Source organism: Rhodococcus sp. X156 (genome assembly GCF_004006015.1).
GTDB lineage: Bacteria > Actinomycetota > Actinomycetes > Mycobacteriales > Mycobacteriaceae > X156.
The window spans coordinates 1,728,260-1,751,269 of sequence record NZ_CP034766.1 but is presented as its reverse complement, the minus strand read 5'-3'; the positions used below and the strand labels follow the sequence as shown (position 1 = coordinate 1,751,269).

The following is a 23,010-nucleotide window of genomic DNA, read 5'->3' as shown; positions in this document are numbered from 1 at the left end:
TGCGGTCAGAGCTCCTTCTGTGCGATGTGCGGGTGGCTGGAGGCAGCCACCAACGCCTGGGTGTACGGGTGCTGGGGATCGCCGAGGACCGACGCGACCGGGCCGCTCTCGACCACCCGTCCGTGCTGCATCACCACCACCCGCTGCGACCCGCGCTGAGCCAGCGCCAGGTCATGGGTGATGTGCAGGATCGCGATGCCCTGCTCGCGGTTCAACCGCTCCATCAGCTCGATGACCTGCATGCGCAGGGACGCGTCGAGCCCACTGGTCGGTTCGTCGGCGATGACGAGCTTGGGCCCGGTGACCACGGCGCGGGCGAAGGCCACGCGCTGGCGCTCGCCACCGGAGAGCTCGTGGGCGTACCTGCTGGCGTAGCGCTCGGCCGGGTCGAGGTTCACCGCTGCCAGCGCCTGCCGCACGGCGTCCCGTCGGCTGGTGGCGCTGCCGATCCGGTGGATCACCATGGGCTCGGCGACGATGTCGGCGACGGTGAGGGTGGGGGGAAGCGAGGCGTAGGGGTCCTGGAAGACCAGGTGCACGTCCCGCCGCACGGCGCGCGCGGCTCGGCGACGCATGCCCACCACGTCGGTGCCCTGGAAGCGCACCTGCCCGGCCGAGGGTTGCTCGAGTCCCACCACCACGCGGGCCACCGTGGACTTGCCGGCCCCCGACCCTCCGACCAGCGCGACGGACTCGCCCGCCTCGACGTCCAGGCAGACGTCCTCCACCGCGGTGCGGCCGGGGAAGGACACCGTGAGACCACGGATCTCCAGCAGGCTCATCAGGCGCTCACCCGCTCCCGCACCGGTGCCAGCCGCACGACGGAGCCGATCAGCCTGCGGGTGTACGAGTGGGCGGGTTCGCCGACGATCTGTGCGGTCGGGCCGACCTCCACGATCTCGCCGTCCTTCATCACCGCGATGCGGTCCGCGACCTGTTCCACCACGCGCAGGTTGTGCGAGACGATCAGCAGGCCGAGGTTCCTCCGTCGGCGCAGGTCCGCCAGCAGCGCGAGGATCTCGACCTCCATCAGCACGTCCAGCCCGCTGGTCGGCTCGTCCGCCACCAGCACCGCCGGGTCGTTGGCCAGGGCCATCGCGATCACCACGCGTTGGCGCATCCCGCCGGAGAGCTGGTGTGGGTAGGCGTCGATGCGGGCGGGGTCGATGCCGACGTGGCCCAGCAGCTCGGTGGCCCGCTCCCGCGCCTGTCCCCTGGTGCACCGGGTGTGCACCAGGACGGCTTCGACCAGCTGGGCACCGATGGTGTGCACCGGGTCGAGCGCACACATCGCCTCCTGCGGGACGAGCGCGATGCGGTTGCCACGCAACGCCCGCAGGCCCGCGGCAGACATCGTGGTCACCTCCTGCCCCGCCACGTGCACCGTCCCGCCCACGATCTCGGCGGCCGGCGGGAGCAGCCCCACGGTCGAGGCCGCCACCGTGGACTTGCCGCTGCCCGACTCGCCGACCAGCGCCACCACCTCACCGGCCGCGACGCTCAGCGACACCCCGTGCACTCCGGAGCTGCCCGGGCCGTAGGAGACAGTGAGGTTCTCGATCTGCAGCGCCGCACTGTGGTCGTGGTTGGGGGGCCCTGCGTCGCCGGCGGACCGGCCACGGCCAGCGGCAGTCTTCCTGCGTCGGCTCAGCACCGGGCGGGAGCGCTCCTCCAGCGCGTTGCCGAGCAGCGCGAAGCCCAGCACGGTGAGCGCGATGGCCACTCCCGGCGGCATCACCCACCACAGCCAGGCATCGGTGAGGAACGCGCTGCGGGAGCTGGCCATGGCGAGCATGGAGCCCCAGCTGGAGGCGGAGATGTCGCCGAGGCCGAGGAACGCCAGGGACGCCTCCAGCAGGATCGCCGTCTTGGCCGCCAGGATGAACTGCGGGACCACCAGGGGAAGCACCGCGCGAGAGACGTGCCTACGCAGCACGTAGCCCGACCCGGCGCCCATCGCCCGCAGCGCCTGGACGTGGTCGCGCTCGCGCAGCGACAGCACCTGCGAGCGCAGCTCCCGGGCCAGGCCCGCCCACAGCACCGCGGAGATCACCAGGATCTGGGTGCTGACGCCCGGGCCGAGGAAGACGCCGATGACGATGGTCAGCGGCAGGACCGGGAGGGTGAGGATCACGTCCACGATCCGCATCAGCACCGCGTCCACCCAGCCGCGGCAGTAGCCCGCCACCACTCCGACCAGCGCGCCGATCACCGTCGCCGCCAGGGCCGCGACCAGGCCGACCAGCAGGGAGGTGCGGGCGCCGTGGATCAGCTGGGAGAGCAGGTCGTGGCCCACGTCGTCGGCGCCGAGCCAGTGCGCGGCCGACGGTCGGGCGAACGGGCGGGTGACCCGCTCGGTGGGATCGTGCGGCGCGAGCAGCGGCGCCGCGACCACGCAGAGCACCAGCAGGGCCAGGATCGCGCTGCCGGCCACCGCCATCCGCCGGGAGCGGGCCGAGACGGTCATGCGCTGACCTCTTTCCGGTGGTGGGTGACGCGCTCGCGCCGCACCCGTGGGTCCAGGATCGGGTAGGCGAGGTCGGCCAGCAGGTTGGCGGCGACGATGCCGATGGTCGCCAGCAGGAAGGCGCCCTGCAGCAGCGGGTAGTCCCGGGTGGTGACCGCGTCGTAGGTGAGCTTGCCCAGGCCGGGGTAGGCGAACACGCTCTCCACCACCACCGCGCCGGAGAGCAGCGTGCCGGCGGTGAGGGTGAGGCTGGTGAACACCGGCAGCAGGGCGTTGCGCAGGGCGTGGCCCAGCGCCACGCTGCGCTCGCTGAGCCCCTTGGCCCGAGCGAGCCGGATGAACGGCTCGTCCAGCACGCTCACCGTGGACGCCCGGGCCAGCAGGAAGAACCCGCCGATGCTGGCGATCACCAGGGTGAGCACCGGCAGGACCATGCGGACGGCCACCGCGGTGAACCAGGACCAGCCGCTGGCCTCGATCGGCGCCGCGCCGTAGGACGGGAACCAGCCCAGCTGCACCGAGAAGACCGCGATCAAGATCATGCCCACCCAGAAGCCAGGCATCGAGTCCACCGCGAGCACCCCGGTGACGGTGGCGGTCTCCCGCCGGCTGCCCCGCCGCCAGGCCGCCCAGGTGCCGAGCAGGGTGCCCAGCACCGCGGCGAGGACCATCGCGGTGCCCACCAGCGCCAGCGTCCAGGGCAGCTTGTCCACGAGCACGTCCGACACCGGGCGGTTGTGCGCGACCGACGTGCCCAGGTCCCCGTGCAGCAGCCCGCCCCAGAAGGACACGTACTGCTCGAGGACCGACCGGTCGAGCCCGTAGTCCTGACGGAGCTGCGCCACGTGCTCCGGTGCGAGGTTGCCTTCCTCGCCGCCGTAGAGGTACTGCACCGGGTCACCCGGCGCGAGGTAGGGCAGCGCGAAGTTCAGCGTCACCGCGGCCCAGAGCACCAGCAGGTACTGCCCGACCCGTCGCAGCAGGGGCATCGCGCTCAGCGCACCGGCGCGATGGCGCCGGCGGACTCGCTGACCTCGCGCGGCAGGAACGACCACTTGTGCACGACGCCGTAGCCCGGGGTCTCCACCCAGCCGGCGAAGCTGTCGGCGCGCACGCCGAAGTACTCGTCCGGGTAGTACAGGCCGAGCACGGTGGGCTGCTGGTTGAACAGGGTCTGAATCTCGTCGAGCACCGCGAGCCGTGCCTCGTTGGTCTCGGTCTTCCTCCACTTCTCGTACAGCGCGTCGTACTCCGGGTACGGCACCGACGGCGCCTTCCAGAGGTTGCCGGAGCGGTGGGACATGATGAACTGCGTCGGGTCGGCCACCGCGTGCGGCGAGTTGGTCGTGACGTACATGTCGTAGGTCTTCTTCGCCGCGATGTCCGACAGCGAGCCGGTGTCCACCGCGACGACCGACACGTCCAGACCGACCTTGCGGAAGTCCTCGGTGAGCAGCTGCGCTGCGCGCACGTCGGGAGCCAGCCCCCCGTTGGCATGGATCCGGTAGGTCAGCTTCTCCCCCGCGGCGTTCTCCCGGAAACCGTCGCCGTCGTCGTCCACGTACCCGAGCTCGTCCAGGATCGTGTTGGCGCCCGCGACGTCGTAGGGCGACTCGGTGGGGTTGGCGTACGGCGCATCCGGGTGGACGTAGCCCTGCGTGGCGGGGCGCCCCTGCCCCAGTCCCACCACCTCGAGCAGCTGGTCGCGGTCGACGGCCTTGTTCAAGGCCGTGCGGAACTTCGCCTCGCTGAACGGCGCCTCGAGGAAGTTGAGCTTGAGCTCGGGGTAGCGCAGCGGGGAGGTCTTGACCACGCCGACCTGGGAGGAGCGGCGGAACTCGTCGGTGAGCTCCGGCGTGAGCGCCCGGGTGGTCGCGTCGATCTGCCCGGAGCGCAGCGCGGTGAACGTGGCGGAGGGGTCCGCGATCACCGGCATCACCAGCTCGTCCACCGTCGGCTTGCCCGCGAAGTAGTTGGCGTTGGCCGTGAACCGGTAGCCGGAGGTGGGGCTGTAGTCCACCAGCTGGTAGGGGCCGGTGCCGATCGGCAGCGCGGCGTGCTCCTTCGCCTTGGCCGGGTCGACGGTGGACCACACGTGCTTGGGGACGATCGGGAGGTCGGCCAGCGTGACCGGGCCCAGCTCCGGGCACGCGTAGTCGCAGGTGAAGCGCACTCCCCCGGCCGCCGTCGTCTCCACCGTCGAGATCGACGGCGTGTCGTTCACGTGGTGGGTGAACCGACCGGTGGGGGCCTGGTGCATGTAGTGGAAGCTGAAGACCACGTCGTCGGCGGTGAACGGTGCACCGTCGTGCCAGGTGACGCCGTCGCGCAGCGCCACCTCCCAGGTGGAGGCGCTCACCTGGGTGACGGAGGTGGCCAGCCACGGCTTCGGGTCGTCCACGTACGGCGACGGCGCCAGCAGCTTGTCGTAGACCAGCTCGGTCAGCTGGTCGGTCTGGCCCGCGAAGAGGTTGAGCGGACCGGAGTCCTTGTCCACCGCGATGGTCAGGCTCGATGCTGTCGCCGGGCCCTCCAGAGCGCTGTCCGAGGCGTTGTCGCCGGATCCGCAGGCCGTCACCAGCAGCGCGGAGGCGAGCAGGGCGGACACGGCGCCTCGGCGCTGCAGGAAAGAAGTTCGGGTGCGCATCGGGGCCCTTCGAGTAAGGCTTGCCTAACCTTGGTTTGGTTAGCCTAACTTATTCCCGCTGCGGTCTGCGCCACACCCCGCGGATCACCCTGCGGCGGCGCCCCTCACCAGCTGGTCGAACGGAACCGGGTCGGCGAACGGGTCCACCCCGCGCGCCCGCAGCTCGCGCAGGCCGGCGCTGACCACCGCGATGGTGCGGGCCGTCATCGCGCCGCCGCCGGGGAGGCGCCGGTGACGTCGTCCACGCCGGGCACGGTGGCGTCCTGCGCGCCACCCGCCGCGACCAGCGAGGCGTGCGTGGGGGCGTCCGGGACGTGCGCGGGCCGGCCGAGGGCCATCTCCTTGCGCAGCACCGGCACCACCTCCTCGCCCAGCAGGTCGAGCTGCTCCAGCACCGTCTTCAGCGGCAGGCCGGCGTGGTCCATCAGGAACAGCTGGCGCTGGTAGTCGCCGACCTCCTCGCGCATGGTCAGGTAGCGGTCGATGACCTCCTGCGGGCTGCCCACGACCAGCGGGGTCTGTGCGGTGAAGTCCTCCATGCTGGGGCCGTGGCCGTAGACCGGCGCGTTGTCGAAGTAGGGCCGGAACTCCCGCTTGGCCTCCTGGGAGCTCTTGCGCATGAACGCCTGCCCGCCGAGGCCGACGATGGCCTGGTCGGCACTGCCGTGGCCGTGGTGCTCGAAGCGGCGGCGGTAGAGCGCCACCATCTGCCGGGTGTGCTCGATGGGCCAGAAGATGTTGTTGTGGAAGAAGCCGTCGCCGTAGTGCGCGGCCTGCTCGGCGATCTCGGGCGTGCGGATGGAGCCGTGCCACACGAAGGGCGGCACGCCGTCGAGCGGGCGCGGCGTGGAGGTGAACGACTGCAGCGGCGTGCGGAACGTGCCCTGCCAGTCCACCACGTCCTCGCGCCAGAGCCTGCGCAGCAGCGCGTAGTTCTCGATGGCCAGGTTGACGCCGTCGCGGATGTCCTTGCCGAACCACGGGTAGACCGGGCCGGTGTTGCCGCGGCCCATCATCAGGTCCACCCGGCCGTCGGCGAGGTGCTGCAGCTTGGCGTAGTCCTCGGCGATCAGCACCGGGTCGGTGGTGGTGATCAGCGTGGTGGAGGTGGACAGGATGATGCGCTCGGTCTGCGCCGCGATGAAGGCCAGCGTGGTGGTGGGCGCTGAGGCGATGAACGGCGGGTTGTGGTGCTCGCCGGTGGCGAAGACGTCCAGGCCCACCTCCTCAGCCTTCTTGGCGATGGTGATCGTCGCCTTGATCCGCTCGTGCTCGGTGGGGGTCCGGCCCGTGGTGGGGTCCGGGGTGACGTCGCCGACGGTGAAGATGCCGAACTGCATGGTGCCGCCCTCCTGGGTTGATAGTCCAACATTAAACTACCTGCGCAGCCAGCTTGTTCCCCCTGTGGCTCTACACGAGCACCGGAGTACATTCCCGGCCGGGAATAGAGACTGGAGGTGACCACGCGTGACGGCGGAACCAGGCGGCCCCGGTCGCCCCGGCGAGGGACGAGCGGGACGTCGGCAACGGGGTCAGCGGGCGGGCCTGGACCGGCAGGCCGTCATCGATGCGGCGCGGGCGCTGGCGCCGAGGGCGATCACCATGCAAGCGGTGGCCGATGAGCTCGGGGTGGACCGCAAGGCGCTCCACCACCACGTGCGCAGCCGCGAGGCTCTCGTGAAGATGGTGGCCGCGGACCTGTTCACGTCCTCCTTCGACAGTGCACGCCTGCAGCAGGACGGGGACTGGCGCCAGGTGTGCACGGACTTCGCCCGCGCGTGCGTCGACAGCCTGGTCGCCACCGGTGAGCTGGCCGGTTGCGTGAGCCTGGCGGACCCCCTGGACCCGGTGGTCGTTCGCCCAGTGGAGGTGGCCCTGGACGCACTGCTGGCAGCGGGCTTCGACGAGGAGTGCGCTGCGCGAGGGGTGACTGCGCTGACCTTCCTGTGCGTCGGCCTCGCCCAGGAACGGCTGCGCCACCGTCGCAGCGGGCAGGACTCCGGGCTCGCCAACCTGCGCCGAGCCCTGGCGGACTGCGACGACGCGGCCCACCCCACGCTGCGCCGCGTGGTCGAGGTCGGCCATGCCCAGGGTGACGAGGCCCAGCTCGCGATGAACCTGCGCCTGTTCCTGCTCGGCATGCAACAGATGCTTGACCAACCTTGACCAACAAGGAGGCACCGACCGATGACAGCGTGGCCCGAGCACGTGATGTGGTGGCACCTCTACCCACTGGGTTTCACTGGTGCCCCGATCCACCCGGAACCCAGCGCGCCCGACGACGGCCCGACAGCAGGTGCGGTGACGCACCGGCTGCACGGGGTCGAGGCGTGGCTGGACCACGTCCTCGCGCTGGGACTCAACGGGATCGCGCTGGGCCCTGTCTTCGCGTCCCAGACCCACGGGTACGACACCGTGGACTACTTCCGGATTGATCCGCGCCTGGGCGACGAGCACGACTTCGACCACCTGGTCGCCGCAGCCCACCAGCGCGGCATCCGCGTGCTGCTCGACGGCGTCTTCAACCACGTCGGCCGAGCGCACCCAGCCTTCGTGCAGGTCGAGCAGCACGGTCCTGCATCGGCGACAGCGGAGCTCTTCCGCGTCGACTGGGCCGGCTGGCGCCCCGGCGACCCGGTACGCGCAGAGGTCTTCGAGGGCCACGAGCACCTGGTCGCCCTCAACCACGAGTCCGCGGCCGTGGCCGACCTGGTCGCTCGGGTCATGACGTACTGGCTGGACCGAGGAGCGGACGGTTGGCGGCTGGACGCCGCCTACGCGGTGCCGCCTGCGTTCTGGGCCCGGGTGCTCCCCGAGGTGCGCCGCTCCCACCCGAGCGCCTGGTTCTCCGGCGAGGTGATCCACGGTGACGCCGCGCAGATCGTGCGGACCTCCACGATGGACTCCCTGACTCAGTACGAGCTGTGGCAAGGCATCTGGCACGGCATCGGCGAGCGCAACCTCTTCGAGCTGGCCCACGCGCTGCGTCGGCACAACGACCTGCTCGCCACGTTCGTGCCCTCCACGTTCGTGGGCAACCACGACGTCACGCGCATCGCCTCCGCGATCGGCGTCGACCTGGTGCCCCACGCGCTGGCCGTGCTGTTCACGGTGGCCGGCACCCCCAGCGTGTACGCCGGCGACGAGCTCGCCTGGACGGGCATCAAGGAAGAGCGCCTGGGCGGTGACGAGGCCGTGCGCCCGCTGTTTCCGCCTCGCCCGCCGACCGAGGACGAGCTCGAACCTGCCGCGCGCCACGTGCTGCACGCACACCAGGCCCTGATAGCGCTGCGTCGCCGCCACCCGTGGCTGCACCGCGCCCAGACCGACGTGGTGCACCTGGACAACCGGCAGCTCGTGCTGCGAACCGCCGCCGGAGCCCGGTCGGTCGTCGTCGCGCTCAGCCTCGAGGACACCGCGGTCACCCTGCCGAGCGCCGGTGCCCGCAGCCTGGTGTGCGGCTCCGGGCACCTGGCCTCCGGGCAGGTCCAGCTGCCTCCCCGTGGGTGGGCTGTGCTGGAGGGCTGACCCTGGGCCCGCGCTAGCGGGGCGGGGTGCCGAAGAAGGCGGCGATCAGGGTGAGGCCGCCGATGGTGCTGGTCTGGGTGATGCCGTTGGTGCGCTGCAGGTCCTTGGCCGCGACGCGCGAGGCGGCGTCGTTGCAGCCCGACAGCGGCAGACCGTAGCCGAAGGTGTTCATCTGCCACTGCCACACGAACAGCAGCGGGGAGCAGCTGCCGGACGGGAAGCTGAGGAAGGGCAGCTCGATCTCGTCCATCGTCGCCGTGCCGGGCACCGTCGGCTTGGGCCCGGGGACGGGGGTGGTGCCGCCCCCACCGATGTAGGCGCTCTCCGCGTAGGTGGGGAGGCGGCCGCTGCCCGCGTCGCGGTCCTCCACCAGGCCCTTGCTGACCCGGCACTGCGGCCAGGGCTGCCACCCGCGCTTGCGGTAGAGGTACAGCGCCCGGTAGTCCTGCTCGGCGGGGCTGGCCTGGTTCGGCGTGATGGCGGGGTTGCCGCCCACGCTGATCCAGGTGCTCATGTCGAACTGGTAGGCGCCGTAGTACTTGGTGCCACCGATCTTGTAGTTGTTGCTCGACTCGCAGTCGCGCAGAGCCTTCCAGGCACCCGCACTCGGGTCAGCACTGGCGGCGGGTGCACCGACCACCGCTGCGGTGGTGAGCGCGAACAGCAGGGTGAGCATGCCGGCGAGCAGACGACGAACGCCGAGCCTCGTCGAGGTGGTCCTGGTGAGTGCAGTGGTCACAGCCGCTCCAGTGCAGTAGCCGCGCTAGCGCGGATGTGGGGTACATCACGAGATGGACACACCGTAACCAGATTTCACACCAGTAACAACCGGCACTCAAAACTCGCCAGTCTCGCTGTGCCCCACGCGTGGGGCAAGGCAACACGCCGAGCGCCGTGGTCAACCCCGGTTCAGCGCCAGCGCTCGGCCTCAGCGGCCAGCTCCACCAGCGCCCCGCAGAGCTGCTCCACCTCGGCACGATCGGCTCCGTCGGACACCGCGGTGGCCACGTCCTCGGCCGCGCAGCGCAGGCGGAACGCGCGGTCGGTGAGGGCCTCCACCTCCTGCGCCGTCAGCACCACCGCGTCCTCGGGGAAGCTGGTGGCACGCAGGGCGACTCGCTGCTCGTAGGCGCGCTGGCGACAGGATGGCTTGCAGTAGCGCCGGCGCCGGCCGACAGGGGGGTTGGCGACCTCGCGGCCACACCACAGGCAGTACTCCGGTCTCCGCGCCACGGGCGTGCACGATACGGCGTCGCCCAACCGTGATGCGCGGACCACGACTCCCCCGCACAGGCGTTTGCTTCTGCTCGGCCCTAGTTGAGACACTGGGAGGCCAGCACTGGGCCTGGGCGGGAACGTCCATGCCCTCGTGCGCGTTGAGACTCATGCAGTACTTGTGCGGGACCGGTTCGTCCGACCCCCGCACGTAGCCACAAACCAGGGAGAGGACACACCATGGCTGATCGCGTGTTGCGCGGCAGCAGGCTCGGAGCTGTCAGCTACGAGACGGACCGGGACCACGACCTGGCGCCCCGGCAGGCCGCCCGCTACCAGTGCCCCAAGGGACACGACTTCGAGGTGCCCTTCGCCGACGACGCCGAGTTCCCGGCCACCTGGGAGTGCCGCCTGCACGGGCAGACCTCCGAGCTGATCGGTGGCTCGACGGCCGAGACCAAGAAGGTCAAGCCCCCGCGCACCCACTGGGACATGCTGCTGGAGCGCCGCTCCACCGAGGAGCTCGAGGAGCTGCTCAACGAGCGCCTGGAGCTGCTCAAGCAGCGCCGTCGCTCCTCCTGACCCAGCACTGACGCCGCCGGCCGCGCACCCCTCGGGGTGGGCGGCCGGCGGCGTCTCCGGGCTCAATCTCACCGCCGGCCGGGCCATGGCCTCGCGCTGCCGCAGCCCGCACCCCGACGGAGGAGCCGCCGGCGCCTAGCGGCGACCGGTGAGGCGCTGCACGCGGTTGCGCACGCCCCACTTGGTGACCATGAGCAGCGCCTCCCGGACGATGTTGCCGCTCATCTTCGACTCCCCCAGCTCGCGCTCGGTGAAGGTGATGGGCACCTCCTCCACGGTGAAGCCCTGCTGGATGGTGCGCCAGGCCAGGTCCACCTGGAAGCAGTAGCCCTGGGAGGCGATGGTCTCCAGGTCGAGGTCGGACAGCACCTGCCTGCGGTAGGCGCGGTAGCCGCCGGTGATGTCCTTGAGGCCCACCCCCAGCGCCAGGCGCGAGTAGAGGTTGCCGCCGCGGGAGAGCCACTCGCGGTGGCGCGGCCAGTTGACCACCTTGCCGCCGGGCACGTAGCGCGAGCCCAGCACCAGGTCGGCACCGGCGTCCACGCGGGCCAGCAGCGACGGCAGCTGCTCGGGGGCGTGGCTTCCGTCGGCGTCCATCTCCACGATCACCGCGTAGCTGCGCTCCAGCGCCCAGCGAAAGCCCGCGATGTAGGCGGCACCGAGACCGGACTTCTCCGTGCGGTGCATGACGTGCACGCGGTCGTCGGCGGCGGAGAGCTCGTCGGCCAGCTGACCGGTGCCGTCCGGGCTGCCGTCGTCCACCACGAGCACGTGCGCGTGGGCCACCGACTCGTGCACCCGGCCCACGATCTTCGCCAGGTTCTCCAGCTCGTTGAAGGTGGGGATGATGACCAGCACGCTCGCGCTCGCTGGGCTACCCGCAGCCCCGTCAGTCCCGCGCGGACGATCGTGCTCCGCCATGAACATCCTCCTCGTCGGCTGTTGCCGTGTCGTGTCGCGGCTCGTCGCCCCGCGACCAGCGCGGGCGAACGAGGGCTGCTCCGAGCGCGAGCACCGCGAGGGTGCTGATCGCTGCTGGCGGGAGGTTCCCGAGCCGAGTGGCCAGAGTAGTCGTGGTCCGCAGCGGAACCTGCGCAACCAGGGTAGCTGGGGTGAAGAGTGACGTTTGCGACAGCACTGCACCGTCCGGGGCGATGGCCGCGCTGGCACCGGTGGTGGCGGCCACCAGCACGGCCCGGTCGTGCTCCACCGCCCGCACCTGCGACATGGCCAGCTGCTGGTAGGTCATCTCCGTGCGCCCGAAGGTGGCGTTGTTGGTGGGCACCGTGATCAGCTGCGCCCCGGCGCGCACCGAGTCGTTCACCAGGTAGTCGAAGGCCACCTCGTAGCAGGTGGCCACCGCCAGCGGCACCCCGTTGAGGTCCACCACGCCGTTGCCGTCCCCGGGCACGAAGCGCCCCGCCAGGTCGGCGTAGGAGGAGAAGTGGCGGAAGAAGTTACGGGCGGGCAGGTACTCGCCGAAGGGCACCAGCACCCGCTTGACGTGCTGCTGGCCCGGCCCGGCCGCGGGATCCCAGACGATGGCGACGTTGCTGGTGGTGCGGTCGACGTTGACCAGCACCGCCCCCACCAGGATGGGTACCTTCACCGCCCGCGCGGCCCGGGCGACCAGCGCGGTGGCGTCGGCGTTGGCCAGCGGGTCGATGTCGGAGGCGTTCTCCGGCCAGATCACCAGCTCGGGCTGGGGCACCCGCCCGGCGGCGACGTCGGCGGCCAGGCGCTCGGTCTCGGCCACGTGGTTGTCCAGCACGGCCCGGCGCTGGGAGTTGAAGTCCAGGCCCTCCCGCGGCACGTTGCCCTGCACCAGCGCCACGGTCACCGTGCGCCCCTCGGTGGGATCGGCAGCGGTGCCGGCCAGGGTCGCCGCCAGCGCCAGCGGCACCAGCAGGCCCAGCACGCAGCCGAGCACCGCCCACGCGCGGGCACGTGGGGGCCGCAGGTGCAGCACCAGGGCGGCCAGGCAGGCGCCGATCAGCGCCACCGCCAGGCTCAGCCCCGCCGTGCCCGCCACCGACGCCAGCGGCAGCAGTGGCCCGTCGGCCTGCCCGAAGGCCAGCTTGCCCCAGGGGAATCCGTTCAGCGGCACCGAGGAGCGCAGCCACTCGGTGCCCACCCACGCACTGGCCACCCACAGCGGAGCGCCCGGCAGCCGCACCAGCACGGCGGACACCGCACCGAACAGGCCGACCGCCAGTGCTTGCACCGCGGCCAGCGCCAGCCACGGCAGCGGCCCCACGTACACACCCACCCACGGCAGCAGCGGCACCAGGAAGCCCAGCCCGGCCAGGTACCCGTAGCCGAAGCCCGCCCCCGGCCGGGTCCCGCGCAGCACCGCGCACAGCACCGCGATGCCCACCGGCGCCAGGAACCACAGCGGCCGAGGCGGGAAGCTCAGGTAGAGCAGCCCGCCCGCCACCAGCGCGGCCAGGCACCGCAGCACCACCGCACGGGAGGGCACCCGGGGCCGGGGCCAGCGGCGTCGCTGGGTGGCGGGCAGGCCGGGCACGTCAGCGCTCGTAGATGGTGCGCCCGCGGTGCACGGTGCGCACGCACTCCGGCAGGGCCGCGTCCGGGTCCAGCCGCGGCAGCGGGGCGACGCCGGCGCGGGGGTCGGTGGACCAGCGCTGCACGGAGTCCTTGGGCGCGGCCACCACCAGCTCGTCGCAGTCCCACACCGCGTAGGAGGCGGGGGCACCGGGGGTGAGGGTGCCGGCCATGCCGTCGCGCACTCCCCCGGCCCGCCAGGCCCCGCGAGTGGCGGCGGCGAAGGCGGCGCGGGCCGAGATGGCGCTGCCCGGGGTGCGGTGGTGCACCGCGGCCTGCACGGCGCGCCACGGGTCGAGGGTGGTGACGGGCGCGTCCGAGCCCAGGCTCAGCGCCACCCCGGCCGAGGCCATCGCGGAGTACGGGTTGAGCCGGGCGCCACGGTCGGGGCCCAGCCGCTGCGCGTAGAGCCCGTCGCTGCCGCCCCAGAGCGCGTCGAAGCCGGGCTGCACGCTGGCCAGCACGCCCCAGCGGCCCAGCGCCTCGGCCTGCCCGGGGGTCATCATCTCCGCGTGCTCCAGGCGGTGCGCCCGTGAGGCGACCTTGGGCACGCCGAGCTCGGCCACCACGTCGCCGATGGCGTCCACCACGGCCTGCATGCCGGCGTCGCCGATCACGTGGAAACCGGCCTGGGTTCCGGCGAGGGTGCAGGCCCGCACGTGCGCGGCGATCTCCTCGCGCTGCAGGTACGCCGCGCCGGTGCCGGCCTCGGGGAGGTCGCAGTAGGGCTCGTGCAGCCACGCGGTGTGCGAGCCGAGGGAGCCGTCCACGAACAGGTCGCCGGCCAGGCCGGCGGCGCCAGTGCGCTCGAGCAGGTCGCGGGCCTGGTCGGCGTCGGTCACCGCCTCGCCCCAGTAGCCGCGCACCTGCACCCCGTGGTCGGCGGTCAGGGTCGCGCGGAAGTCCTCCAGCCCGGCGATCTCCGCGCCCCCGCACTCGTGCACCGCGGCCACCCCGTGGGCGGCGGCGTGGTCGAGGAAGGTGTGCAGCGCGGCCCGGCGCTGAGCGGCGGTGAGCCGGACGCGCGCGGCCTCGCGCACCAGGTGGTGGGCGTCCTGGCTCAGCGGGCCCTCGTCGGACCAGCCGGTCGCCTGGCGGACGCCGGTGGCCTGCTCCACCAGCGGGGTGGACACCCACGCGGAGTGCACGTCCACCCGGGAGAGGTACACCTGTCGGCCGGGCACGCACTCGTCCAGCTCGGCGCGGCTCGGCGGGCGCTGCTCGCTCCACCGCGACTCGTCCCAGCCGTGGCCCCACACCACCGCGTCGGGGTGGGCCGTGGCGTGGGCGCGCACCAGCTCGAGGCACTGCGCCTTGGAGGTGGTGCCGGCCAGGTCCAGCCCACTCAGTGCCAGCCCGGCCGCGGTGCAGTGCACGTGGGAGTCCACGAAGGCCGGGGCCACGAACCGGCCCTGCAGGTCGATCACCTCGGCGTCGGGGTGCATCGCCCGGCCGGGCGCGTCCATCCCGGTCCACACCACGGTGCCGTCGGTGACCGCCATGGCGGTGGCGTCAGGGGAAGTGGGGCTGTAGATACGACCGCCCAGCAGGAGTTGCGTGCTCACGATCGGCGAGTCTGCCCGAGCGGGGGCCGGCCACGACGAGTGGGCCGGGCGGCCGGGTGCGTCAGGAGGTCAGCGGGGTGCGCGGCGGACCGGAGGGGCCCTCGTCGTGCACGTCCACCACCTCGCCGTCGATCACGTCGCCGTAGCCACCCTGGCGGTGGCCGCCGGGAAAGCGGCCGGCTCCACCTGCCGGGCCCGGACCCATGCCCGGGAAGCGAGCGAACGCGTTGGTGGTCATCACCTGCACGCGGCGGGCCACCACGGTCTTGAGCACCGGGCGCAGCAGCCAGCGGGTGGGGGGCAGGAGCAGCAGCAGCCCGAGCACCGCACTGACGAAGCCGGGGACCAGCAGCAGCAGCGCGCCACCCGTGCGCAGCGCCACGTCGGCGTAGTCGGCCTGCCGGTGCCGCTGCGCCGGCAGCCCCTGGCGCTGCGCCTCGCGGATGGCCTGCATCCCGCGCTGGCCCTCCCGGCGCAGCAGGTACCCGCCGAGCAGGGAGCCCAGCACCAGCAGCCCGACGGTGGGCAGCACACCGAGGGCGCTGCCCACCCAGATCAGGGCAGCGACCTCGGCTACGGCGTACAGGGCGAAGATCAGGACCGGCATACGGACTCCTCGGGCGCCGCGCGGGCGACGGTGGTTGGTGTCTGTCCGTACAACGCGCCGGACACCGATTTTTCTCCCAGTCACGCGTCCCGGCGGCTGACCACCGCGACGGCAGCGGCGAAGACCACGGCGACGAAGAGGACGAAGTACACCAGGCTGCCCCACGGGCTGAGCGGGTAGTCGCCGGTGACGAAGCCGTCGGTGAGGAAGTGGTTGGCGTTGGCGAAGGGCATCCACTCGCCGATGTCGTCGCCGACCTTGGGGATGAGGGTGACCAGGCCCTCCACCAGCAGCGGCCACAGCAGCAGCAGCGCGATGGCGCCGGCGGACTGGCGCAGCAGCGCGCCCACGGCCACCGCGAGCACGGCCGACAGGCCGTAGATGACTCCGGTGCCGGCCACCAGCCGCCAGTCCTCCTCGCTGCTGACCGGCAGGGCCGTGCTGTTGAGCAGCCGCGCCAGGGCCACCGAGCCGAAGGCGAAGATCTCCCCGAGGACCAGCCCGATCACGCCCAGGAAGCCGGCCTTGGCCGCCAGCACCTGCCAGCGCCGGGGCGCGGCCTGGAAGGTGGTGCGGATGACGCCGAAGCGGTACTCGGTGGTGATGCTCAGCGCGGCCATGATCATGATCACGTACATGCCCATGCCGGATGCCCCGGTGAGCACCAGGGTGAGGTCGTAGTCGGGGACGTCCTGGGGCACGTCACCCCGGTAGGTCAGCGCGAACAGCAGCGCGAAGCCGAAGCTGATCAGCGCGGCGATGGCGGCGCACCACCAGGGTGAGCGGGTGGACGTGAGCTTGATGCGCTCGACCTGCAGGAGACTCATGACTTGCTCATTTCGGTGCGGGGGGCGATCGGTGCCTGGCCAGGACCCGGCGGGGTCGGCTGCGCGGGCACGGATGACTGGTACTGCACGTCACCGCCGGTCAGCTGCATGAACGCCTGCTCCAGCGAGCCGCGCTGCAGGCTCAGCTCGTGCAGCACGATGTTGCCTGCCGCGGCGAGCTCGCCCACCTGCTCGGTGCCAACCCCGTTGACCAGCAGGGCGTCGGGTCCGTCCTGCTGCAGGTCGATGCCGTGCTGGCGGAGGCTGTCCCGCAGGGCGTCCAGCTGGGGGCTGCGCACCCGCACGGTGGCGGAGCTGGCCTGGTCGACGAACTGCTGGGTGGTGCAGTCGGCGATGAGCCGGCCGCGGCCGATCACGATGAGGTTCTCGGCGGTGATGGCCATCTCGTTGAGCAGGTGGCTGGACACCAGGACGGTGCGCCCCTCGCGGGCCAGCGCCTGCATGAACTGGCGGATCCACACGATGCCCTCGGGGTCGAGGCCGTTGACCGGCTCGTCGAAGAGCAGCACGCCGGGGTCGCCCAGCAGGGCGGCGGCGATGCCCAGGCGCTGGGACATGCCCAGGGAGAAGCCGCCGGCCTTCTTGCCCGCCACCTGGGAGAGCCCCACCAGGGCGAGCACCTCGTCCACCCGGGAGGAGGGGATGCCGTTGGAGGCGGCCATCCAGCGCAGGTGTGCCCGGGCCGAGCGGTTGGGGTGCACCCACTTGGCGTCCAGCAGGGCCCCGACCTCGCGCAGCGGGTGCTTGAGCTGGTGGTAGGCCGTGCCACCGATGGTCGCGGTGCCCGAGGTGGGCCGGTCGAGGCCCAGGATCATCCGCATGGTGGTGGACTTGCCGGCGCCGTTGGGGCCGAGGAAGCCGGTGACCTTTCCGGGGTGCACCGTGAAGGTCAGGTCGTCGACGGCCTTGGTGGCACCGTAGGACTTGGAAAGGTTGCGCACTTCAATCATGTGCCGGATTATTCCCTAGTTGTCGGGCGTTCTGGGTCACCCCCGAACCTGGTGTCGTGCTGGGCCCGCCGGGTCGCACCAGGCCCGTCTCGTAGGCCAGCACCACCGCCTGGGCCCGGTCGCGCAGCCCCAGCTTGGCCAGCACCCGGCCCACGTGGGTCTTGACCGTGGCCTCGGAGAGGAACATCCGGGTGGCCACCTCGGCGTTGGACAGCCCCCGGGCCACCTGGGTGAGCACCTCGCGCTCCCGGTCGGTGAGCACCTGCAGGGCGCTGGTGTCCATCCCACTGCCGTCCGTCCCACTGGCGCCCATTCCGCTGCCGTCCGTCCCGCGGCGGCCCGTCACCACGGCGGGCGACCCGTCGACCAGGCGCTGCACCAGCCGGTGGGCGACGCTCGGCGTGATCACCCAGCCACCACCGGCGACGCTGCGCACCGCGGCCACCAGCTGCTCCGGCGGGGTGTCGTCGAGCAGGTACCCGCCGGCACCGGCGCGCAGGCACGCCAGGGCGTGGTCGCCGTGGTCGCCGTGGTCGAGGGTGGTCAGCACCAGCACCGCGGCCAGCCCGGCGTCGACGATGCGGCGGGTGGCCTCCACCCCGGCCGGCCCCGGCGTGCGCAGCTCCATCAGCACCACCGACGGCCGCACCCGCTCCGCCACCCGCACCGCCTCGGCGCCGTCGCAGGCCTCCCCCACCACGGTGAGGTCGTCGTGTCCGCCGAGCACGGCGCGGAGACCGCTGCGCATCAGCTGTTGGTCGTCGACGAGCAGCACGGTCACCGGGTTGACGTGCTGGACGGCCACGGCGCTCACGGTAGTGGGAGCAGGCCGGTCGTGGCGCGCTCACGGAGCCACTAGCGTTGCCGCCATGCCCGCGACAGAGCGTGACGTTGACGCTGACTTCCTCGCCCTGCCCCTGCGCGCGCTGGCTGACGCGGCGCTGAGCCGGGCCCGCGAGCTGGGCGCCGAGCACGCCGACCTGCGGGTGCACCGCACGCAGACGCAGAGCCTGCGGCTGCGCGACGGGACGGTGCAGTCGGCCAACGACGGTGCCACCGTCGGGCTCGCGGTGCGGGTGGTGGTGGACGGCACCTGGGGCTTCGCCGCCCGAGCCGAGCTCACCCCCGACGCCGCGGCCACCGCAGCAGCGCAGGCGGTTCAGGTGGCCCGGACCCTGCGGGCGCTCAACCGTGACCCGGTGGTGCTGGCCCCGGAGCCGGTGTACGCCGACGTCACCTGGGTGTCCGGCTACGCGGTGGATCCCTTCGCGGTGCCCACCGCGGACAAGATCGAGCGCCTCACCGACTTCTCCCAGCGGCTGCTGGCCGCCGACGGCGTCGACCACGTGTCGGCGAGCTGCCTGCAGGTCAAGGAGCAGACGTTCTACGCCGACCTGCACGGCTCCACCATCACCCAGCAGCGGGTGCGGCTGCAGCCCGACGTGGAGGCCACCACGGTGGACCAGCAGGCAGGTGCGTTCGAGTCCATGGCCACCCTGGCGCCGCCGGTGGGCCGGGGCTGGGAGTACCTGGGCCAGGGCGACCCAGCTCAGGGGCGCTGGGACTGGGACGGCGAGCTGGCGCAGCTGCCCGAGCTGCTGGCGGAGAAGGTGCGGGCCCCCTCGGTGACGGCCGGGCCCACCGACCTGGTGATCGACCCGTCCAACCTGTGGCTGACCATCCACGAGTCCATCGGCCACGCCACCGAGTACGACCGCGCCATCGGCTACGAGGCCGCCTACGCCGGCACCTCCTTCGCCACCCCCGACCAGCTGGGCACCCTGCGCTACGGCTCCGACGTCATGCACGTCACCGCCGACCGCACCCAGCCGCACGGGCTGTCCACGGTGGGCTACGACGACGAGGGGGTGGCCGCGCAGAGCTGGGACCTGGTGCGCGACGGGGTGCTGGTGGGCTACCAGCTCGACCGGGTGTTCGCGCCGCGGATGGGCCTGGAGCGCTCCAACGGCTGCTCCTACGCCGACTCCGCCCAGCACGTGCCCATCCAGCGGATGGCCAACGTCTCGCTGCAGCCGGACCCGCACACCGACCGCAGCACCGCCGAGCTGATCAGCGCGGTGGACGAAGGCATCTACGTCGTCGGCGACAAGTCGTGGTCCATCGACATGCAGCGCTACAACTTCCAGTTCACCGGCCAGCGCTTCTACCGCATCCGCAACGGTCAGCTGGCCGGGCAGCTGCGCGACGTCGCCTACCAGGCCACCACCACCGACTTCTGGGGCGCCATGGAGGCGGTGGGTGGGCCGTCCACCTGGCAGCTGCACGGGGCGTTCAACTGCGGCAAGGCCCAGCCCGGCCAGGTGGCCGCGGTCAGCCACGGTGCACCGTCGGCGCTGTTCCGCCAGGTGAACATCCTCAACACGCAGTCGGAAGGGAAGTCCGCATGATCACCGCCCCAGACCTCGTGGAGCTCGTGCTGGGCGCCTCGCAGGCGGACGGCTGCGTCGTCCTGGTCACCGAGTCCAGCGAGGCCACGCTGCGCTGGGCCAACTCCACCATGACCACCAACGGGCTCAGCTCCTCCCGCGAGTGGGCGGTGGTCTCGGTGCTCGGCTCCTCGGTGGGCGTGGTCAGCTCCTCCAGCGTGGACAGCGCCGACGTCACCGCGGTGGTGCGGGCCAGCGAGGAGGCCGCCCGTGCCTCCGGCCCCGCCCGCGACGCGGCCCCGCTGGTGGAGGGCTCCGGTGCCCCCACCGACTGGGACGCTCCGGCCGCGCAGACCGACATCGCCGTGTTCGACCGGCTGGCCACCGAGCTGGCCCAGGGCTTTGCCGGCAAGGACACCCTCTACGGCTTCGCCGAGCACCAGGTGCACACCACCTGGCTGGGCTCCTCCACCGGGCTGCGCCGGCGCTTCAGCCAGCCCGCCGGCACCGTGGAGGTCAACGCCAAGCGCGACGGCTCCAGCGCGTGGGGCGGGCTCGGCACCCGGGACTTCACCGACGTCGACCTCACCGCGCTGCTGGCCGACCTCTCCATCCGGCTGGGCTGGGGCCGGCGCACGGTGGAGCTGCCCGCCGGCCGCTACGAGACGCTGCTGCCCCCCTCGGCGGTGTCGGACCTGATGATCCTGCTGGCCTGGGCGATGGAGGGCCGCGGGGCCCAGGAGGGACACACCGCCCTGTCGCGGCCGGGCGGCACCCGGGTGGGCGAGCAGCTGGGCACGCTGGGCCTGACCATGGCCTGCGACCCCAACCTGCCGGGCCTGGAGTACCCGCCGTTCGTGGCCACCACCCACTCCGACGACTCGATCTCGGTGTTCGACAACGGGATGGATGCCGGGCGGGTGGAGTGGATCCGCGACGGCGCCGTGCACGCCCTTGCCTACCCCCGCGCCGAGGCGGAGCGCTTCCACGCGCCGGTGGCGGTGCCCGGGGACAACCTGCTCATCACCGGCGGGTCCGGTGCGTCGCTGCAGGACATGGTGGCCAGCACGGAGCGGGGTCTGCTGCTCACCTGCCTGTGGTACATCCGCGAGGTCGACCCGGTGTCGCTGCTGGTCACCGGGCTCACCCGGGACGGGGTGTACCTGGTGGAGGACGGCAAGGTCACCGGCGAGGTGAACAACTTCCGGTTCAACGAGAGCCCGCTGGACCTGCTGCGCCGGGCCACCGAGGCCGGTGCCACCGAGCGCACCCTGCCGCGGGAGTGGAAGGACTGGTTCAGCCGCGCCGAGGTGCCGCCGCTGCGGATCCCGGACTTCCACATGTCCTCCCCCAGCCAGGCCAGCTAGCCGGGTCCCGCGCGGGCGGTCAGCTCGCGAAGTAGCGGCGCGGGTTGTCCACCAGCATGGTGTGCAGCTGCTCCTCGGTGACCCCGCGGTCGAGCAGCGCGGGGATCACGTCGTCGCTGATGTGGTTGTAGTTCCAGTGCGGCACCATCTGCTCCTTGGCGCCGGCCTCGAACCAGTCGATGAAGCACGCCGCGTCGTGGGAGAGCACCATCTTCTCGGCGTAGCCGCGGCGGGCCAGCTCCACCACGGTGCCCACGCGCTCCTCGAAGGGCAGCAGCACGTCCAGGCCGAAGCGGTCCATCCCCAGCAGCGAGCCGGCGTCGGCCAGCGCGCACAGGTGGTCCAGGTCGGTGGTGTCGCCGCAGTGACCGAGGACCACCTTGCTCAGGTCCACCCCCTCCGATCCCAGCACCTTCTGCACCACCAGCCCGGACTGGGTGTGCGGGTTGGTGTGCACGGTGATCGGCGCCCCGGTCTCCTGGTGGGCCTGGCCCACCGCCCGCATCACCCGCTCCACGCCCGCGGTGAGGCCGGGAGCCTCGATGGCGCACTTGAGGAAGGCGGCCCGGATCGCCGTGCCCGCGATGCCCTCGCGGAGGTCGCGCAGGAAGAGCTCCACCATCGGCTCCGGGGTGTCCACCAGCAGGCCGGGCCCGTTGTAGTGGAACTGGAACGGCAGGTCGTTGTAGGTGTAGATGCCAGTGGCGGCCACGATGTTGATGTCCACCTGCTCGTTGACCGTGGCGATCCGCGGCAGGTAGCGCCCGAGCCCGATCACGGTGGGGTCGACGATCGTGTCGATGCCGCGGGCCTTGAGCTCGGTCAGCTTGTGCACGGCGTCGGCGACCCGCTCGCCCTCGTCCCACCGGTCGAGGTAGTCGGGGTAGTTCTGCTGCATCTCGGCGTCGAGGACGAAGACGTGCTCGTGCATCAGCACTCGGCCCAGGCTGCTGCTGTCGACCGGACCGCGAACGGTGTGGACCTCGGACATCAGCGCGCTCCTGTCGACGGGGTGCCGCACCGGTGGGGCACCGCCGGAGTGTGTTGCAGCGGGGGCTGGTTCGTCAACGCGAACGCCCCTGGGATCAGCGCGGCAGCCGCCGCCACAGTGGACGCGGCAGCAGGCTCATCGCGGTGAACGCCACCCGCAGCACGCCGGGCACCCACACCACGTCCTTGCGCCGGCGCAGGCCGGCCACCACCGCGTCGGCCACCTGGTCGGGAGTGCTGGACAACGGTGCAGGGCTCATGCCCTCGGTCATCCGGCCCACCACGAAGCCCGGCCGCACCAGCAGCAGGTGCACGCCGGAGCCGACGAGGGAGTCGGCCAGCCCGCTGGCGAAGCCGTCCAGCCCCGCCTTGGCCGAGCCGTAGACGTAGTTGGCGCGGCGCACCCGCACCCCGGCCACGGAGGAGAACACCACCAGCTGCCCGTCGCCCTGGGCGCGCAGCAGCGTGGCCAGCACGGTGAGCACGTGCACCTGGGCGACGTAGTCGGTGTGCACCACCGCCACGGCGTGCGCCGGGTCGGTCTCCGCGCGGGCCTGGTCACCCAGGACGCCGAAGCTGACCAGCACCACGTCCAGGTGGTGGCGGGCGGCGACGTCGGCCAGCAGCGGCTGGTGGCTGCTCAGGTCGTCGGCGTCGAAGTCCAGGCACTCCACCGTGGTGGCGCCAGCGGCCAGCAGCGCCTCCCGCTCGGCCACCAGGTCGTCGGCGCGCCGGGCGGCCAGCACCACGGTGCGGGCACCCTGGGCCACCAGCCGGTGTGCCACCGCCACGCCGATCTCGCTGCGCCCACCCAGGACCAGAACCGCTCCATCGCTCACGCCGAGGAGTCTGGCAGACCCGCTGCCACTACCGTCGGGTCGTGCCCTCCACCTCCCCCGCCGCGCTGCCCGCCGTGGCCCTCGAGTTCCTGGCCGAGCGACAGCTCGCCTCGCTGACCACGCTGCGCGCCGACGGGACCCCGCACGTGGTGCCCGTGGGGTTCACCTGGGACGCCGAGCGCTCGATCGCCCGGATCATCACCAGGGGCGGCTCACTCAAGGCGCGCAACGCCGCCCGGGGTGGGCGCGGCTCGCTGTGCCAGGTCGACTGGGCCCGCTGGATGACCCTGGAGGGCGTGACCTCGGTGCACACCGATGCCGAGGAGGTGGCCGAGGGTGAGCGCCGCTACGCGCAGCGGTACCGCCAGCCCCGGCCCAATCCGGAGCGGGTGGTCATCCAGATCGCCGCGGACCGGGTGCTCGGCTCGGCCAGCCTGCTGCACCCGGAGTAGG

The 23,010-nt window shown here is 72.3% G+C and carries 23 protein-coding genes; 6 read left to right on the top strand and 17 right to left on the bottom strand.

Annotated elements, in window-relative coordinates; translation table 11 throughout:
• Positions 1 to 5: 5 nt before the first annotated feature.
• From ELX43_RS08240 to ELX43_RS08220, 6 genes are all read right to left on the bottom strand, one after another.
• Complete coding sequence (locus ELX43_RS08240) at positions 6 to 782, bottom strand: ABC transporter ATP-binding protein (protein WP_127782949.1); 777 nt, start codon at positions 780 to 782, stop codon at positions 6 to 8.
• Positions 782 to 2,467 (bottom strand): dipeptide/oligopeptide/nickel ABC transporter permease/ATP-binding protein, encoded by a 1,686-nt coding sequence (locus tag ELX43_RS08235; RefSeq protein ID WP_127782948.1) that lies wholly within the window; start codon positions 2,465 to 2,467, stop codon positions 782 to 784. Before ELX43_RS08235 ends, ELX43_RS08240 begins: the two co-directional genes overlap by 1 nt.
• Complete coding sequence (locus ELX43_RS08230) at positions 2,464 to 3,456, bottom strand: ABC transporter permease (protein ID WP_127782947.1); 993 nt, start codon at positions 3,454 to 3,456, stop codon at positions 2,464 to 2,466. Before ELX43_RS08230 ends, ELX43_RS08235 begins: the two co-directional genes overlap by 4 nt.
• A gap of 5 nt (positions 3,457 to 3,461) precedes the next feature.
• A complete protein-coding gene (locus tag ELX43_RS08225) occupies positions 3,462 to 5,075 on the bottom strand; it encodes an ABC transporter substrate-binding protein (protein ID WP_164860616.1) in 1,614 nt (537 codons plus the stop codon).
• 123 nt (positions 5,076 to 5,198) lie between these two features.
• On the bottom strand, positions 5,199 to 5,321 hold the full coding sequence (locus tag ELX43_RS18200; protein WP_277601724.1) for a hypothetical protein: 123 nt from the start codon (positions 5,319 to 5,321) through the stop codon (positions 5,199 to 5,201).
• Complete coding sequence (locus ELX43_RS08220; protein WP_127782945.1) at positions 5,318 to 6,454, bottom strand: LLM class flavin-dependent oxidoreductase; 1,137 nt, start codon at positions 6,452 to 6,454, stop codon at positions 5,318 to 5,320. The genes ELX43_RS18200 and ELX43_RS08220 overlap by 4 nt, the downstream gene beginning before the upstream one ends.
• A 127-nt stretch (positions 6,455 to 6,581) precedes the next feature.
• Here ELX43_RS08220 and ELX43_RS08215 point away from each other — a divergent pair, with 127 nt between their 5' ends.
• Both ELX43_RS08215 and ELX43_RS08210 read left to right on the top strand, forming a co-directional pair.
• Positions 6,582 to 7,280, top strand: a complete 699-nt coding sequence (locus ELX43_RS08215) for a TetR/AcrR family transcriptional regulator C-terminal domain-containing protein (RefSeq protein WP_127782944.1) — start codon at positions 6,582 to 6,584, stop codon at positions 7,278 to 7,280.
• 21 nt (positions 7,281 to 7,301) lie between these two features.
• Positions 7,302 to 8,642, top strand: coding sequence for an alpha-amylase family glycosyl hydrolase (locus ELX43_RS08210; protein ID WP_127782943.1), 1,341 nt, complete (start codon positions 7,302 to 7,304; stop codon positions 8,640 to 8,642).
• Positions 8,643 to 8,655: 13 nt separating this feature from the next.
• On the opposite strand, the gene ELX43_RS08205 is transcribed toward ELX43_RS08210, so the two are convergent.
• Together ELX43_RS08205 and ELX43_RS08200 are read right to left on the bottom strand one after the other, a co-directional pair.
• Entirely contained in the window at positions 8,656 to 9,381 is a 726-nt protein-coding gene (locus ELX43_RS08205; protein WP_206518146.1) for a transglycosylase family protein, read from the bottom strand.
• A 170-nt stretch (positions 9,382 to 9,551) separates the two neighbouring features.
• A complete protein-coding gene (locus tag ELX43_RS08200) occupies positions 9,552 to 9,875 on the bottom strand; it encodes a hypothetical protein (protein WP_127782942.1) in 324 nt (107 codons plus the stop codon).
• Between the two features lie 222 nt (positions 9,876 to 10,097).
• Here ELX43_RS08200 and ELX43_RS08195 point away from each other — a divergent pair, with 222 nt between their 5' ends.
• Positions 10,098 to 10,439, top strand: coding sequence for an RNA polymerase-binding protein RbpA (locus ELX43_RS08195; RefSeq protein WP_127782941.1), 342 nt, complete (start codon positions 10,098 to 10,100; stop codon positions 10,437 to 10,439).
• A 135-nt stretch (positions 10,440 to 10,574) separates the two neighbouring features.
• On the opposite strand, the gene ELX43_RS08190 is transcribed toward ELX43_RS08195, so the two are convergent.
• The 7 genes from ELX43_RS08190 to ELX43_RS08160 form a co-directional block, all read right to left on the bottom strand.
• Positions 10,575 to 11,360 (bottom strand): polyprenol monophosphomannose synthase, encoded by a 786-nt coding sequence (locus ELX43_RS08190; protein WP_127782940.1) that lies wholly within the window; start codon positions 11,358 to 11,360, stop codon positions 10,575 to 10,577.
• Positions 11,329 to 12,918, bottom strand: coding sequence for an apolipoprotein N-acyltransferase (gene lnt / locus ELX43_RS08185; RefSeq protein WP_241249885.1), 1,590 nt, complete (start codon positions 12,916 to 12,918; stop codon positions 11,329 to 11,331). Before lnt ends, ELX43_RS08190 begins: the two co-directional genes overlap by 32 nt.
• A 49-nt stretch (positions 12,919 to 12,967) precedes the next feature.
• Entirely contained in the window at positions 12,968 to 14,569 is a 1,602-nt protein-coding gene (locus ELX43_RS08180) for an amidohydrolase family protein (protein WP_241249833.1), read from the bottom strand.
• Between the two features lie 61 nt (positions 14,570 to 14,630).
• On the bottom strand, positions 14,631 to 15,176 hold the full coding sequence (locus ELX43_RS08175) for an FxsA family protein (protein ID WP_127782939.1): 546 nt from the start codon (positions 15,174 to 15,176) through the stop codon (positions 14,631 to 14,633).
• A gap of 80 nt (positions 15,177 to 15,256) precedes the next feature.
• Positions 15,257 to 16,003: a hypothetical protein gene (locus ELX43_RS08170; RefSeq protein WP_127782938.1), complete on the bottom strand. Its 747-nt coding sequence runs from the start codon at positions 16,001 to 16,003 to the stop codon at positions 15,257 to 15,259.
• Entirely contained in the window at positions 16,000 to 16,974 is a 975-nt protein-coding gene (locus tag ELX43_RS08165; RefSeq protein WP_127782937.1) for an ABC transporter ATP-binding protein, read from the bottom strand. Before ELX43_RS08165 ends, ELX43_RS08170 begins: the two co-directional genes overlap by 4 nt.
• The gene (locus ELX43_RS08160; protein WP_277601723.1) at positions 16,967 to 17,779 is read right to left on the bottom strand and encodes a response regulator transcription factor; all 813 of its coding nucleotides are present in this window, start codon (positions 17,777 to 17,779) and stop codon (positions 16,967 to 16,969) included. Before ELX43_RS08160 ends, ELX43_RS08165 begins: the two co-directional genes overlap by 8 nt.
• A 64-nt stretch (positions 17,780 to 17,843) precedes the next feature.
• On the opposite strand from ELX43_RS08160, the gene ELX43_RS08155 reads away from it, so the two are divergent.
• The gene (locus ELX43_RS08155) at positions 17,844 to 19,382 is read left to right on the top strand and encodes a TldD/PmbA family protein (protein ID WP_127782936.1); all 1,539 of its coding nucleotides are present in this window, start codon (positions 17,844 to 17,846) and stop codon (positions 19,380 to 19,382) included.
• Positions 19,379 to 20,728, top strand: coding sequence for a metallopeptidase TldD-related protein (locus ELX43_RS08150; protein ID WP_127782935.1), 1,350 nt, complete (start codon positions 19,379 to 19,381; stop codon positions 20,726 to 20,728). Before ELX43_RS08155 ends, ELX43_RS08150 begins: the two co-directional genes overlap by 4 nt.
• A gap of 19 nt (positions 20,729 to 20,747) precedes the next feature.
• On the opposite strand, the gene ELX43_RS08145 is transcribed toward ELX43_RS08150, so the two are convergent.
• Both ELX43_RS08145 and ELX43_RS08140 read right to left on the bottom strand, forming a co-directional pair.
• Positions 20,748 to 21,719 (bottom strand): phosphotriesterase, encoded by a 972-nt coding sequence (locus ELX43_RS08145; protein ID WP_127782934.1) that lies wholly within the window; start codon positions 21,717 to 21,719, stop codon positions 20,748 to 20,750.
• Between the two features lie 94 nt (positions 21,720 to 21,813).
• Positions 21,814 to 22,557 (bottom strand): SDR family NAD(P)-dependent oxidoreductase, encoded by a 744-nt coding sequence (locus tag ELX43_RS08140; protein ID WP_206518145.1) that lies wholly within the window; start codon positions 22,555 to 22,557, stop codon positions 21,814 to 21,816.
• 41 nt (positions 22,558 to 22,598) lie between these two features.
• Between ELX43_RS08140 and ELX43_RS08135 the strand changes: the two genes are divergently transcribed.
• Positions 22,599 to 23,009, top strand: a complete 411-nt coding sequence (locus ELX43_RS08135) for a PPOX class F420-dependent oxidoreductase (RefSeq protein ID WP_127782933.1) — start codon at positions 22,599 to 22,601, stop codon at positions 23,007 to 23,009.
• The last annotated feature ends 1 nt before the right edge of the window (position 23,010 follow it).

Bases quoted from the DNA above. Each gene is read 5' to 3' on its own strand.
- ELX43_RS08170 (WP_127782938.1), bottom strand. From the start codon at position 16,003: ATGAGTCTCCTGCAGGTCGAGCGCATCAAGCTCACGTCCACCCGCTCA.
- ELX43_RS08150 (WP_127782935.1), top strand. From the start codon at position 19,379: ATGATCACCGCCCCAGACCTCGTGGAGCTCGTGCTGGGCGCCTCGCAG.
- ELX43_RS08230 (WP_127782947.1), bottom strand. From the start codon at position 3,456: ATGCCCCTGCTGCGACGGGTCGGGCAGTACCTGCTGGTGCTCTGGGCC.
- ELX43_RS08235 (WP_127782948.1), bottom strand. From the start codon at position 2,467: ATGACCGTCTCGGCCCGCTCCCGGCGGATGGCGGTGGCCGGCAGCGCG.
- ELX43_RS08220 (WP_127782945.1), bottom strand. From the start codon at position 6,454: ATGCAGTTCGGCATCTTCACCGTCGGCGACGTCACCCCGGACCCCACC.
- ELX43_RS08210 (WP_127782943.1), top strand. From the start codon at position 7,302: ATGACAGCGTGGCCCGAGCACGTGATGTGGTGGCACCTCTACCCACTG.
- ELX43_RS08175 (WP_127782939.1), bottom strand. From the start codon at position 15,176: ATGCCGGTCCTGATCTTCGCCCTGTACGCCGTAGCCGAGGTCGCTGCC.
- ELX43_RS08240 (WP_127782949.1), bottom strand. From the start codon at position 782: ATGAGCCTGCTGGAGATCCGTGGTCTCACGGTGTCCTTCCCCGGCCGC.
- ELX43_RS08165 (WP_127782937.1), bottom strand. From the start codon at position 16,974: ATGATTGAAGTGCGCAACCTTTCCAAGTCCTACGGTGCCACCAAGGCC.
- ELX43_RS18200 (WP_277601724.1), bottom strand. From the start codon at position 5,321: ATGACGGCCCGCACCATCGCGGTGGTCAGCGCCGGCCTGCGCGAGCTG.
- ELX43_RS08145 (WP_127782934.1), bottom strand. From the start codon at position 21,719: ATGTCCGAGGTCCACACCGTTCGCGGTCCGGTCGACAGCAGCAGCCTG.
- ELX43_RS08195 (WP_127782941.1), top strand. From the start codon at position 10,098: ATGGCTGATCGCGTGTTGCGCGGCAGCAGGCTCGGAGCTGTCAGCTAC.
- ELX43_RS08190 (WP_127782940.1), bottom strand. From the start codon at position 11,360: ATGGCGGAGCACGATCGTCCGCGCGGGACTGACGGGGCTGCGGGTAGC.
- ELX43_RS08155 (WP_127782936.1), top strand. From the start codon at position 17,844: ATGCCCGCGACAGAGCGTGACGTTGACGCTGACTTCCTCGCCCTGCCC.